Consider the following 12,378-nt stretch of genomic DNA (forward strand, 5'->3'; position numbering starts at 1 on the left):
CCTCACGCCGCCCCCATCCATGCGAAGCGCGCGATGAAGAGCGCGGCGAGCAGGAACAGGAACCAGTCGGCGCGCGTCGCCTGACCCCGCATCGCCTTCAGCACGGCATGGGCGGTGATGCCGAACGCGAGGCCATTGGCGATCGAGAAGGTTAGCGGGATCATCGCCACGGTCAGGAACGCGGGGATCGCCGCCAGCGGATCGTCCCATTGCACCTCGACCAGCGGCAGCAGCATCAGGCCGCCGACGACGATCAGCGCCGGTGCGGTCGCGGCCAGCGGCACCAGCTGCGCATACGGCGCGACGAACATGGTCAGCAGAAACAGGATGCCGGTGACGACAGCGGTCAGGCCGGTGCGCCCGCCCGCCTGTACGCCCGCCGCGCTTTCGACATAGCTGGTGACGGTGCTGGTGCCCGCCACCGCGCCGACCATGGTCGCCACGGCGTCGGTCAGCAGGATGCGGTTCAGCCGGGGAATGCGGCCGGCCGCGTCGATCAGCCCGGCGCGCTTGGTCACCGCGACCAGCGTGCCGATATTGTCGAACAGGTCGACGAACAGGAACACGAACAGGATTTCGAACAGGCCGAGCCCGTGCCGCCCGCCCGCGCCGAACACGCCGGCCAGATCGATCTGAAACGCGGTCTGGGTCAACATGGTCAGGCTATAGGGTTCGGGCGCCATGGTGACCTGTCCGGCCATCCACGCGACGGCGGTCGTAATGACGATCCCGATCAGCATCGCGCCGCGCACGTTCCAGATGCTCAGCACCGCGATCACCAGCAGGCCGAGCAGCGCGAGCAGCGCGCCGGGCGCGGTGAGCGGGCCGAGCGCGACGAGGGTCGCGGGGCTGGCGACGACGATGCCGGCATTGCGAAGCCCGATAAAGCCGATGAACAGGCCGATCCCGCCCGCCACCGCCGCGAACAGATGCGGCGGAATGACCGAGACGATCAGCTGTCGCACACCGGTCAGCGTCAGGATGAGGAAGCAGAAGCCCGAAATGAACACGCAGCCGAGCGCGACCGGCCACGCTATGCCCATCTGCTGCACGACGGTGAAGCTGAAATAGGCGTTCAGCCCCATGCCCGGCGCGAGGGCCAGCGGCACGTTGGCGACCGTCCCCATCAGGATCGAGGCGAAGGCGGCGGCGAAGCAGGTGGCGGCGGCAACCGCCGCGACCGGCATCCCGGCCTGTCCGAGGATCGCCGGATTGACCAGCACGATATAGGCCATGGTCAGGAAAGTAGTGGTGCCCGCCAGCACCTCGGTCCGGACCGACGTGCCGCGTCCGGTCAGGTCGAACCGGCGCTCCAACATGGTCGCTGCCGGTGTTTCCGTCGCTACCGTCTGTGTCATATCATTCCCCGACCGCCCTGCGCCTGTCATGCCAGCGGGTAGCCGCCCGATCTACATCAATGATCGGCATTCCGCGTTGCAAAAATGAGCGCACCGCGGTGCAGGTGCGGTTCGGCGGGGTTCATCCGGGCGCGCGTTTTACGGCAACGCGACGTCCCGGATATTGCGATGGGCGCGCCACGATCCGTCCCATAGACAGGCGGCAAGGGGGCCTGCGCCACGACCGGCGGGCATCATCAAAGGGGAATGGCGATGAACGCCCGTTGGAACGACGGCCGCATCCGCGCGCGCTTCGGCGCGGTACAGGCGGGATGGATGCTGGCGGCGGCGCTGCTGTGCGGTGCCGCCGCGCCGCGCGACGCGGTGACGCCCGAAGCGCGGACCGCCGCGTATCTCGACCGGATCGCCGACAGTCCGCCACGGCTGCGCATGTTCCTGCAGACCATGCCCAAGGGGGGCGACCTGCACAATCATGCCGGCGGTGCGATCTACGCCGAGGACATGCTCAACTGGGCGGCGGCGGAGGGGCTGTGCCTGTCGATCGATCCGGCGGGGATGGCGCCGCCGCCGTGCGACGCGCCCGGCCGGGTCGCGGCGGCGGATCTGGTGCGGGATTATCCGCGCTATGCCGCCTTCGTCGACGCCTTCTCAACGCGTGGTTTCGAAGGCGGCACCGGCGATCCGCGCGTGTCGGGCTATGATCGCTTCTTCTCCACCTTCGGCGCGTTCTGGCCGATCGCCGCGCGTCATGGGGGCAAGGTGATGGCGATCAGCCGCCAGCAGGCCGCCGCCGACAACCTGTCCTACGCCGAATTGAGCACCGGTTCGGCGGCGACGCAGCCGTTGCTGGCGAAGGTCGGCGACGGCGACGTGCGCGACCTGGCGGCGCTGTACGCGCGGATCGCGCCCGAATTGCCCGACGCGGTGCGGACGACGCGCAAGGAATATGACGGCTATGACGCGGAAATGGCGGCGATCGACGGCTGCGCGACGCCCGTGCCCAAGCCCGCCTGCGCGACCGAAATCCGTTATCAATATGCCGCCATCCGCACCCGGCCGCCGGCGCAGGTCTTTGCCGAACTGGCGCTGGGCTTCGCGCTGGTACAGGCCGATCCGCGCTTCGTCGCGGTCAACATCGTCGCGCCCGAACATGACCCGGTCGCGCTGCGCGACTATGCGCTGCACATGCGGATGCTGCGGTTCCTGAAGGAACGCTATCCCGCCGTGCAGCTGTCGTTGCATGCCGGTGAACTGACGCTGGGGCTGGTGCCGCCGCGCGATCTGGCGTTCCATATCCATGATGCGGTGACGGTCGCCGGGGCGCGGCGGATCGGCCATGGCATCGACATTTCCTACGAAACCGATGCCCGCGCGCTGCTGGCGCGGATGGCGCGGGACCGGGTGGCGGTGGAAATCAATTTGACCAGTAATGCCGTCATCCTGGGGGTGAAGGGGCGCGACCATCCCCTGTCACTCTATCGGCAGGCGGGGGTGCCGGTCGTGCTGTCGACCGACGACGAAGGCGTTTCGCGCAGCGACATGACCAACGAATATCTGCGCGCGGTGACCGAGCAGAAGCTGCGCTACCGCGATCTGAAGCAGATTGCCCGCGATTCGCTCCATTATGCGTTCCTGTCGGGCGACAGCCTCTGGCAGGATCGGGCGGGCGGTTCCCGCGTGCCGGCGTGTCGGCTTCTCGATTCCGACCCCTGCCGCATTTTTACCGCCACCCATGCGAAGGCGCGTCTCGAAGTGCGGTTAGAGCGCGACTTCGACCGGTTCGAGCGGCAGCGGTTCGACTGATCCCGCCGGCCAATGGGGTGCGCGAAAAATGCGCGCACTCGAAGCGCAATATTGTGCTTCCGATACGTGATTCGTCACCGCTACCAAGGGGGCGCGCTGCGGTCCGGTGCGGCACGCGATGGGAGATACTGGCATGACCCCGGCAACCGACGACGAACGGCGACTTGCCCTGCTGCTGGCCGATCGCCTCGGTCTGATGATCCCCCCGGCCGCGCTGGACGGTGTGGTCGCGAACCAGCGGTTGCTGGCGCGGCATCATGCCGCCGTGCGCGGGGATGCGCGATGAGTGATCCCGGCACGGCGACGGCGATCGCCGCCGATGTCCGCTCAGGGCGGCGCTCCGCGCACGCGGTCGCGACCGAAACGCTCGACCGCATCGCGCGCCACGACCGGCTGAACGCCGCGACCCGGCTGTTGCGGCAGCGGGCGCTGGCGGACGCGGCGCGGGTCGATGCCGCCGTCGCCGCCGGGCGCGATCCGGGACCGCTGGCCGGCGTCCCCTTTGCGGTAAAGGACCTGTTCGACGTTGCCGGCGAGCCGACCACGGCGGGCGCACGACAACGGGCGATTGCCCCTGCCGCGACCCGCGATGCGCCGGTCGTCGCCCGGCTGTGCGCGGCGGGGGCCGTGCTGGTGGCGACGACCAATATGGACGAATTCGCCTATGGGTTTTCGACCGAGAACGCGCATTTCGGCACCACCCGCAACCCGCATGATCCCGACCGGCTGGCGGGCGGATCGTCGGGCGGATCGGCGGCGCTGGTCGGGGCCGGGCTGGTGCCGCTGGCGCTGGGGTCGGACACCAACGGATCAATCCGCGTACCGGCCAGCCTGTGCGGCATTTACGGCCTGCGTCCGACCTTCGGCGCGGTGCCGGTCGAGGGGGTCTATCCCTTTGTCGAGCGGCTCGACACCGTCGGATGGTTCGTGCGGTCGGTCGAAGACCTTGCCATCGCCCATGCGGTGATGGCCGGCACGGTACCGGCATCGGACCCGATCGAGTCCCCGCGCGTCGCGGTGCTCGGTGGATGGTTCGCGACGCGCGCCGATGCCACGATTCTTGCCGGGATCGATCGCATCGCGCGTTATTTGCTTGCCGGACCAGCGGTCGTGCTGCCCTCCGCCGCCGCGGCGCGGTCGGCCGGTTTCGTGCTGACGGGGGCGGAGGGGGGGCATCGCCATCTGTCGGCGCTGCGCCGCGATGCGATGGCGTTCGATCCGGTCACGCGCGACCGGCTGATCGCCGGGGCGCTCCAGCCGGTCGCCGCCGTCCGCGAAGCCGAAGCGGTCGCCGATCGTTTCGCCGGCGAAGTCGCCGACGCGCTGGCCGGGCACGACCTGTTGCTGGCCCCCGCAACGCCGATGGCCGCGCCGCGGATCGACGCGACGACGGTCGTCATCGACGGCGAAACGCTGTCGGCGCGGGCCGATCTGGGCCTGCATACCCAGCCGCTGAGCATTGCCGGCGTGCCGATCCTGTCGGTGCCGCTACACCAGAGCGACGGGGCGATGCCGATCGGCGTGCAACTGATCGCCGCGTCGGGACGTGAGGGATTGCAGTTCGACACGGCGGCGGCGCTGGTCGCGGCCGGGCTGGTCGCCTGTACGCCGGCACCGCCATGGGCGCAGGCGGCATGACGCGCGCGACGCTCCGGTCGCTGCGCGGCATGGTCAGCGCGCCGCATCATCTGGCGGCACAGGCCGGGCGCGACGTGCTGGCCGATGGCGGCAGCGCGGTCGAGGCGGCGGTGGCGACCGCCGCGTGCCTTGCCGTCGTCTATCCGCACATGACCGGCATCGGCGGCGACGGGTTCTGGCTGGTCGCCGAACCGGACGGCCGCAACTGGGCGATCGACGGCAGCGGCGCGGCGGCGATGGCGGCGGACCGTTCGCTGTACCAGGGCCATGCGACGATCCCGTGGCGCGGGCCGCTGGCGGCGAACACCGTGGCGGGGACGGTCGCGGGATGGCGGGCGGCGCTGGCTGAGGGCGATGCCACGCTGCCGTTGGACCGGGTGCTGCGCGATGCGATCCACCATGCGCGGACCGGGGTGGTCGTTACCGCCGGCGGCGCGCAGGTCGCTGCCGCCGTGTCGTATGCGCTGCGCGACCTGCCCGGCGACTATGCCTGCATCTTCGAACCCGAAGGCCGGCCACTGATCGAAGGCGACCTGTTGCGGCAACCGGCGCTGGCGGCGACGCTGGAACGACTGGCGGGTGACGGGCTGGACGGTTTCTATCGTGGCGGGCTGGCACAGGCGATCGCCGCCGATCTCGCGCGGCTCGGCAGTCCGCTGGTGGCTGCGGATCTTGCGGCGTTCGATGCGCGGCCGGTGGAGTCGCTGTCGGTAGCCATCACTGGTGCGCGGCTGCTGAACCTGCCGCCGCCGACGCAGGGGGTCGCGTCGCTGTTGATCCTTGCGCTGTTCGACCGGATGCGGGACGTCGAGCGTGACGGGTTCGGCCATGTCCACCGGTTGGTCGAGGCGACGAAACAGGCGTTCCGCTGGCGCGATGCGCATGTCGGCGATCCGGCGACGATGGCGCAGGATGCGCAGGCGATGCTGGACGATGCCGCCGCGATCGACCGGATGGCCGGCGCGATCGATCTCGGGCGGGCGGCTCCATGGCCGCATCCGTCGGCACTGGGCGACACCACCTGGTTCGGCGCGGCGGATGCGCGGGGTCAGGTCGTCAGCTGTATCCAGAGCACCTATTTCGAATTCGGATCGGGCATCGTGCTGCCGCAGACCGGGATCGTCTGGCAGAATCGGGGATGCTCGTTCGCGCTCGACGGCGATGGGCCGAACCGGCTGCGGCCCGGTGCGCGGCCGTTTCATACGCTCAATCCGGCGCTGGCGCGGTTCGATGACGGTCGCGTCATGGCCTATGGCACGATGGGGGGCGAGGGGCAGCCGCAGACGCAGGCGGCGGTCTTCACCCGCCACGCGCTGTTCGGTCAGTCGTTGCAGGCGGCGGTGGATGCACCGCGCTGGCTGCTGGGGCGGACGTGGGGCGATCAGAGCACCACGCTGAAGATCGAGGCGGGGTTCGATCCGGCGCTGTACGAACAACTGGCGGCGGCGAGCCATGCGGTCGAGCGCGTGGCCGCAGGGTCGTCGATGATGGGCCATGCCGGGGCGATCGTGCGCCATCCGAACGGCGTGATCGAGGGGGCGACCGATCCGCGCAGCGACGGGATGGTGGCGACATGGTGACGACGACCGCGTCGGGTGCCCGGGCGGCGGCACGCTGTCTCGACCTGTCGCGCGCGCCTTACAGTGACAGCGCGGACCGGCTCTTCCGCGGCTGGCTGACCCCGGCCTATCGCGCGACGATCGAGCGGGTCGGGGCATGGATGGAAGCGGCGGGCATGACCGTGCGCCGCGACGCCGCGATCAACCTGATCGGTCGCTATGAAGGCACGCGCTCGGACGCGCCGGCGCTGGTGATCGGCAGCCACCTCGACAGCGTGCGCGACGGTGGTGCCTATGACGGGCCGCTCGGCGTCATGCTCGGCATCGAATGCGTCGCCGCGCTCCATGCCGAAGGACGTCGCCTGCCGTTCGCGATCGAGGTGATCGGCTTCGGCGACGAGGAAGGATCGCGCTTTCCCGCAGCGATGCTCGGCAGCCGTGCGGTGGCGGGAACGCTGACGCCCGGTGCCGCCGACATGGCCGATGCGGCGGCGATCGGCGTCGATGCGGCACTGCGCGCGTTCGGGAGCGAGGCGGCGGCGCTGGCCACCGCACGCCGGGCACCGGGCACCATGCTCGCCTATCTCGAAACGCATATCGAACAGGGGCCGGTGCTGGAGGCCGAAGGGCTGGCGCTGGGCACCGTTACCGGCATCGCCGCGCAATTGCGCCTCGCAGTGACGGTCGGCGGGGTGGCGGGACATGCCGGCACGGTGACGATGCAACTGCGCCGTGACGCGCTGGCCGCCGCCGCGCGCATGGTGTCGGCCATCGAGGATATCGCGGTCGCCGATGCGTCAGATCTGGTCGCGACGGTCGGGCGGATCGAGGTCGCGCCGGGGGCGGCGAACGTCATTGCGGGCGAGGTGCGCTTCACCGTCGATATCCGCGCGGGCGCGACCGACCGGCGCGACCGGGCGGCGGTCGCGATCGGGGCGGCGATGGACGCGATCGCCGGGGAACGGGGCGTGTCGATCACCGTGGCGACGATCCACGACCTGCCGCCATGCCCGTGCGACCCGGCGCTGATGGACCTGCTCGACGCCGCCATCGTCGCCACCGGGCAGCCGTCGCGGCGGCTGATGTCGGGGGCAGGGCATGACGCGATGGCGATGGTTGCGCTGGGGCCGGTGGCGATGCTGTTCGTGCGCTGCGCCGGCGGGATCAGCCATCATCCGGCCGAACATGTCGATCCGGCCGACGCCGACGCCGCCTTTGCCGCGATGCGCGGCTTCATCGACCGATTGGGAGAAGACTATCGTGACGCCTGACCTGTTCGGCGAGATCGATCCGCCGCAGCGGCTGTTGATGGGGCCGGGTCCGGTCAACGCCCATCCGCGCGTGCTGCGCGCAATGAGCGCCGACCTGCTCGGCCAGTTCGACCCGGAAATGACCGGCTACATGAATCAGGTCATGGCGCTGTACCGCCCGGTGTTCGGGACGGAGAACCATTGGACCTTCCTGATCGACGGCACCGCGCGCGCGGCGATCGAGGCGTCGCTGGTGTCGCTGCTGGCCCCCGGCGACCGGCTGCTGGTCATCGATTTCGGCCGGTTCGGATTGCTGTTGCAGGAGATCGGCGAACGGATCGGGGCAACGGTCGAGCGGCTGTCGGTGCCGTGGGGGCAGACCGTGCCGATCGACGCCATCGCCGACGCGATCGAGCGTACCGCGCCGATGGTCGTCGCCTGCGTCCATGGCGATACATCGACCACCATGGCGCAGCCGCTCGACGGGGTGGGGGCGTTGGTCCGTGCGGCGGGGGCATATCTGTACGTCGACGCGACCGCTACGATCGGCGGTATGGAGATCGCCACCGATCGCTGGGGCGCGGACATCGTCACCGGCGGGTTGCAGAAATGCCTTGGCGGTCCGTCGGGGTCGGCCCCGATCACCGTGTCGCCGCGCGCAGCGGAACGCATTCTCGGGCGGCGGCATGTCGAGAAGGGGATTCGCCGCGACGACCTGACCGATGCCGGTGGGGTGCGGATCGGCAGCAACTATTTCGACCTCGCGATGGTGATGGACTATTGGTCGGACAAGCGGCTGAACCACCACACCGAAGCCACGACCATGCTGTACGGCGCGCGCGAATGCGCCCGCGTGGCGCTGGGCGAGGGGTTGCCGGCGCGGTTCGCGCGCCATGCGGCGGCGGGACGGGCGGTGGTGGCGGGGGCGCGGGCGCTGGGGCTGGAGGTGTTCGGCGACGACCGTTTCCGCATGACCAACGTCACCGGCATCGTCATCCCGCACGGCGTCGACGGCGAGCGGGTCCGCGCCCGGATGCGCGAGGATTTCGAGATCGAGATCGGGACCGCGTTCGGACCGCTGCAGGGCAAGGTCTGGCGGATCGGCGCGATGGGATACAACGCCATGAAGCACAAAGTGCTGCTGACGCTGGCCGCACTGGAGGCGGTGTTGCGCACCGAAGGGCTGTTGCTGCCGTCCGGGGCCGGGGTCGATGCCGCCCTCGAAAGCTATGCCGCATGATCCCCGAACGCGATCTGATCGGATATGGCGCATCGCCGCCCGATCCGCGCTGGCCGGGGCGTGCCCGCGTCGCGGTCCAGTTCGTCGTCAATGTCGAGGAGGGGGCTGAGAACAGCGTCCTGCACGGCGATGCCGGGTCGGAGGCGTTCCTGTCGGAAATGGTCGGTGCGGCGAGCCATCCGGCGCGGGCGATGGCGATGGAAAGCCTGTACGAATATGGTTCGCGCGCCGGCTTCTGGCGGCTGCACCGGCTGTTCGTGGAGCGGCAGGTGCCGGTGACGGCGTTCGCGGTCGCCACCGCGATGGCCGCCAATCCGGCGAGCGTCGATGCGATGCTGGCCGCCGAATGGGAGATCGCCAGCCACGGCCTGCGCTGGATCGATTACCAGCGCGTCCCGCCCGAGGTGGAGCGCGCGCATATCGCCGAGGCGATCGCGCTGCACGCCCGGCTGACGGGAGCGCGGCCGCTGGGCTGGTATCAGGGGCGGACCTCGCCCGCGACCGCCGCGCTGGTCGCTGCCGAGGGCGGGTTCGTCTATGACGCCGACAGCTATGCCGACGATCTGCCCTATTGGGACCGTCGCCATGCCGCCGCCAATGGCGGGCGGGCGCAACTGATCGTGCCCTATACGCTCGACGCCAATGATATGAAGTTCGTGGCGTATAACGGCTTTGCCGATGGCGAACCGTTTTTCCGCTATCTGCGCGACACGTTCGAGCAATTGCGAAGCGAGGGCGGGCGGATGATGTCGGTCGGGTTGCACGGGCGCATCGCCGGCCGGCCCGGCCGCGCGGCGGCGCTGGCCCGCTTCGTCGATCATGTGATCGCCAGCGGCGACGCATGGATCGCGCGCCGCATCGATATCGCGCGACACTGGCAACAGGTGCACCCGGCATGACGATCGACGACCCGCACGTGGTGGCCGAGGTGACTGCCGCGTTCATGGCCTATGAAGCGGCATTGATGGCTGACGACGTGCCGGCGATGGACCGGCTGTTCCACGATCATCCGACCACCATCCGTTATGGCGTGGGCGAGGTGCTGTACGGCGCGGACGCCATTCGCGCATTCCGTGTCGGGCGTGGCGGATCGCCGCAGCGCCGGTTGGGCACGGTCGCGATCCACAGCTTTGGCCGCGACCACGCCACCGCCAATGCCGAATTCTTCCGCGAGGGCGATGCGCGGCGCGGGCGACAGAGCCAGAGCTGGGTCCGCTTCGCCGATGGCTGGAAGGTCGTCGCCGCGCATGTCTCGATCGAGGGGGCGGGATCATGACCGAGCGTGATTTCAACACGTTGTCCTCCGAAGCATTCGTCCAACGCTACGCCGCGATCGTCGAGCATTCGCCATGGGTTATCGAACGCGCGGCGGCGCGGCGCCCCTTTGCCGATCTGGCGGAGGGGATCACCGCGACGCTGGCCGATGCCACGCCCGACGAGCGGCTGTCGGTGATCCGCGCCCATCCCGAACTGGCCGGCCGCGCCGCCATCGCCGGTACGCTCACCGCCGAATCGCAGAGCGAGCAGGCGTCGGCCGGGCTGGACCGGATGACGCCTGACGAGTTCGAACGATTTCATGCGCTCAACGCCGCCTATCGCGCGCGGTTCGGCTTTCCCTTCCTCATCTGCGTCCGGCGGACCGACCGGGCGGGCATCCTGCGGGCGATGGCCGAGCGGTTGGGCAACGACCCCGCGACCGAGATGGCGACCGCGCTCGACGAGATCGGCCATATCGTCCGCCTGCGACTGGAGACCCTGGCATGACCCGACCCATCGGCCTTGCCGCCCTCGCGGAGCAGGTCGCGCGCGACCTCGAACGCCTCGCGCATGGTGGCCCGGCATGGACCGTGCCGCAGGAAAGCGCGGAGGGCCATGTCCATGACGTCGTCATCATCGGCGGCGGGCAGAGCGGGCTGGGCGCGGCGTTCGGGCTGCTGCGCGAACGGGTGTCGAACATCCTCGTGCTCGACGAAAATCCGGCGGGCTATGAGGGGCCGTGGGACACCTATGCGCGGATGATGACGCTGCGCACGCCCAAGCATCTGACCGCGATCGACATGGGGTTACCGTCGCTGACCTTTCGCGCGTTCTGGGAGGCGCAGCACGGGCGCGCGGGCTGGGACGCGCTCGACAAGATCCCGCGCCGTGACTGGATGGCGTATCTGCGCTGGTATCGCGCCGTGCTGAAGCTGCCGGTGCGCAACGATGCACGCGTCACGCTGATCGAGCCGCTGGGCGGGCGGTTCCGGCTCCATCTGGCCGAGGGTGCGCCGCTGCTCGCGCGCAAGGTCGTGCTGGCGACCGGGATCCAGGGCGGTGGCAACTGGCACGTACCGCCCTTCATCCGCGATCGGCTGCCGGTGACGCGCTATGCCCATACCTCCGCCGCGATCGACTATGCGGCGCTGGCGGGCAAGCGGATCGCGCTGCTGGGGGCGGGGGCGTCGGCGTTCGACAACGCCCATGCCGCGCTGTCCGCCGGTGTGGCGCAAGCGCATGTTTTCGTTCGCCGCCCGGCGCTGCCGCAGGTCAACCCGATCCGGCATATGGAGCGCAGCGGGATCATCGGGCGCTTCCCGGCGCTGGACGATGCCGCCAAATACCGGATGATGGTCGCGTTCTTCGACCGCAGCCAGCCGCCGACCAACGACACGTTCGAACGGGCATCGGCGCTGCCCGGCTTTCACCTGCATCTCGGGACGCCATGGCTCGACGTGGCGGACAGCGCCGAAGGGGTCGTGGTCACGACGCCGGGCGGGACCGAGACGTTCGACTTCCTCGTGCTGTCGACGGGGCTGGTCACCGACCCGGCGCTCCGGCCCGAGCTGGCGCTGGTTGCCGACGGCATTGCGCGATGGGCCGATCGGTATCGCCCGGCGGACGCGGCGGCCACCCATCCGCTGATCGATGCCCATCCCTATCTGGGGCCGCAATTCCAGTTCCTGCCACGTGACGCGGATCATGCGGACAAGCTGCACGGCCTGTTCGCGTTCAACTATTCGGGTCTCATCAGCCTCGGCCTGTCGGCATCGGCGCTGTCGGGATTGCGCCACGCGCTCCCGCGATTGGTGGCGGGCGTGGCGGACCAGCTGTTCCTCGACGATCGCGAGGCGATGATCGCCGCGTATCTGGCGTATGACGAGGTCGAATTCGTCGGTTCGTGGCCGCGCGGGGAGGCGGCGGCATGAGCGTGACCCTGTCGACCCATGTCCTTGATACCGCGCATGGCAGACCGGCGGCCGGGGTCGCCGTCACGCTGCTCGACGGGTGCGGCACGGTGTTGTTCGACGGCGTGACCAACGCCGATGGTCGCTGTCCCGACCTCGCCGCGTTGCGGCTGTCGGCGGGTCGCCACGCGCTGTGCTTCGCGGTGGCCGATTATTTCCGTGCCGCCGGGGTGACGCTGGCCGATCCGCCGTTCATCGACCGGGTGACGATCGATTTCGGAATAGCGCAGGACGGCGGCCATTATCATGTGCCGTTGCTCGTTTCCCCTTACGGCTATTCCACCTATCGGGGCAGTTGATCCC

General features: G+C 69.7%; 12 protein-coding genes. 11 read left to right on the top strand and 1 reads right to left on the bottom strand.

Annotation, left to right across the window (positions count from 1 at the left end):
* Positions 1 to 2: 2 nt before the first annotated feature.
* Positions 3 to 1,358, bottom strand: a complete 1,356-nt coding sequence (locus ASE90_RS06790; RefSeq protein ID WP_055998136.1) for an NCS2 family permease — start codon at positions 1,356 to 1,358, stop codon at positions 3 to 5.
* A 252-nt stretch (positions 1,359 to 1,610) separates the two neighbouring features.
* Here ASE90_RS06790 and ASE90_RS06795 point away from each other — a divergent pair, with 252 nt between their 5' ends.
* From ASE90_RS06795 to uraH, 11 genes are all read left to right on the top strand, one after another.
* The gene (locus ASE90_RS06795; RefSeq protein ID WP_235531700.1) at positions 1,611 to 3,161 is read left to right on the top strand and encodes an adenosine deaminase family protein; all 1,551 of its coding nucleotides are present in this window, start codon (positions 1,611 to 1,613) and stop codon (positions 3,159 to 3,161) included.
* A 133-nt stretch (positions 3,162 to 3,294) separates the two neighbouring features.
* Positions 3,295 to 3,447 carry a hypothetical protein gene (locus ASE90_RS19590; protein ID WP_156361485.1) on the top strand — a complete coding sequence of 51 codons (153 nt, stop codon included), beginning with the start codon at positions 3,295 to 3,297 and terminating at the stop codon, positions 3,445 to 3,447.
* The gene (locus ASE90_RS06800; protein WP_055998139.1) at positions 3,444 to 4,799 is read left to right on the top strand and encodes an AtzE family amidohydrolase; all 1,356 of its coding nucleotides are present in this window, start codon (positions 3,444 to 3,446) and stop codon (positions 4,797 to 4,799) included. Before ASE90_RS19590 ends, ASE90_RS06800 begins: the two co-directional genes overlap by 4 nt.
* Positions 4,796 to 6,379, top strand: coding sequence for a gamma-glutamyltransferase family protein (locus tag ASE90_RS06805; protein WP_055998236.1), 1,584 nt, complete (start codon positions 4,796 to 4,798; stop codon positions 6,377 to 6,379). Before ASE90_RS06800 ends, ASE90_RS06805 begins: the two co-directional genes overlap by 4 nt.
* Positions 6,373 to 7,629 (top strand): allantoate amidohydrolase, encoded by a 1,257-nt coding sequence (locus ASE90_RS06810; RefSeq protein ID WP_055998142.1) that lies wholly within the window; start codon positions 6,373 to 6,375, stop codon positions 7,627 to 7,629. The genes ASE90_RS06805 and ASE90_RS06810 overlap by 7 nt, the downstream gene beginning before the upstream one ends.
* 37 nt (positions 7,630 to 7,666) lie before the next feature.
* Entirely contained in the window at positions 7,667 to 8,848 is a 1,182-nt protein-coding gene (locus tag ASE90_RS06815; protein ID WP_200910819.1) for a pyridoxal-phosphate-dependent aminotransferase family protein, read from the top strand.
* Positions 8,845 to 9,747: an allantoinase PuuE gene (puuE, locus tag ASE90_RS06820; protein ID WP_055998148.1), complete on the top strand. Its 903-nt coding sequence runs from the start codon at positions 8,845 to 8,847 to the stop codon at positions 9,745 to 9,747. The genes ASE90_RS06815 and puuE overlap by 4 nt, the downstream gene beginning before the upstream one ends.
* Positions 9,744 to 10,124: an oxalurate catabolism protein HpxZ gene (gene hpxZ, locus ASE90_RS06825; RefSeq protein ID WP_055998152.1), complete on the top strand. Its 381-nt coding sequence runs from the start codon at positions 9,744 to 9,746 to the stop codon at positions 10,122 to 10,124. Before puuE ends, hpxZ begins: the two co-directional genes overlap by 4 nt.
* Complete coding sequence (gene uraD, locus ASE90_RS06830) at positions 10,121 to 10,612, top strand: 2-oxo-4-hydroxy-4-carboxy-5-ureidoimidazoline decarboxylase (protein ID WP_055998155.1); 492 nt, start codon at positions 10,121 to 10,123, stop codon at positions 10,610 to 10,612. The genes hpxZ and uraD overlap by 4 nt, the downstream gene beginning before the upstream one ends.
* Positions 10,609 to 12,036 (top strand): FAD/NAD(P)-binding protein, encoded by a 1,428-nt coding sequence (locus tag ASE90_RS06835; protein WP_156361486.1) that lies wholly within the window; start codon positions 10,609 to 10,611, stop codon positions 12,034 to 12,036. The genes uraD and ASE90_RS06835 overlap by 4 nt, the downstream gene beginning before the upstream one ends.
* Positions 12,033 to 12,374: a hydroxyisourate hydrolase gene (uraH, locus tag ASE90_RS06840; protein ID WP_055998242.1), complete on the top strand. Its 342-nt coding sequence runs from the start codon at positions 12,033 to 12,035 to the stop codon at positions 12,372 to 12,374. The genes ASE90_RS06835 and uraH overlap by 4 nt, the downstream gene beginning before the upstream one ends.
* The last annotated feature ends 4 nt before the right edge of the window (positions 12,375 to 12,378 follow it).

The sequence above is a fragment of the Sphingomonas sp. Leaf67 genome (assembly GCF_001421965.1).
In the GTDB taxonomy this organism is placed as follows: Bacteria; Pseudomonadota; Alphaproteobacteria; order Sphingomonadales; family Sphingomonadaceae; genus Sphingomonas.

Bases quoted from the DNA above. Each gene is read 5' to 3' on its own strand.
- ASE90_RS06805 (WP_055998236.1), top strand. From the start codon at position 4,796: ATGACGCGCGCGACGCTCCGGTCGCTGCGCGGCATGGTCAGCGCGCCG.
- uraD (WP_055998155.1), top strand. From the start codon at position 10,121: ATGACCGAGCGTGATTTCAACACGTTGTCCTCCGAAGCATTCGTCCAA.
- ASE90_RS06815 (WP_200910819.1), top strand. From the start codon at position 7,667: ATGGGGCCGGGTCCGGTCAACGCCCATCCGCGCGTGCTGCGCGCAATG.
- ASE90_RS06835 (WP_156361486.1), top strand. From the start codon at position 10,609: ATGACCCGACCCATCGGCCTTGCCGCCCTCGCGGAGCAGGTCGCGCGC.
- hpxZ (WP_055998152.1), top strand. From the start codon at position 9,744: ATGACGATCGACGACCCGCACGTGGTGGCCGAGGTGACTGCCGCGTTC.
- puuE (WP_055998148.1), top strand. From the start codon at position 8,845: ATGATCCCCGAACGCGATCTGATCGGATATGGCGCATCGCCGCCCGAT.
- ASE90_RS06810 (WP_055998142.1), top strand. From the start codon at position 6,373: ATGGTGACGACGACCGCGTCGGGTGCCCGGGCGGCGGCACGCTGTCTC.
- uraH (WP_055998242.1), top strand. From the start codon at position 12,033: ATGAGCGTGACCCTGTCGACCCATGTCCTTGATACCGCGCATGGCAGA.
- ASE90_RS06800 (WP_055998139.1), top strand. From the start codon at position 3,444: ATGAGTGATCCCGGCACGGCGACGGCGATCGCCGCCGATGTCCGCTCA.
- ASE90_RS06795 (WP_235531700.1), top strand. From the start codon at position 1,611: ATGAACGCCCGTTGGAACGACGGCCGCATCCGCGCGCGCTTCGGCGCG.
- ASE90_RS19590 (WP_156361485.1), top strand. From the start codon at position 3,295: ATGACCCCGGCAACCGACGACGAACGGCGACTTGCCCTGCTGCTGGCC.
- ASE90_RS06790 (WP_055998136.1), bottom strand. From the start codon at position 1,358: ATGACACAGACGGTAGCGACGGAAACACCGGCAGCGACCATGTTGGAG.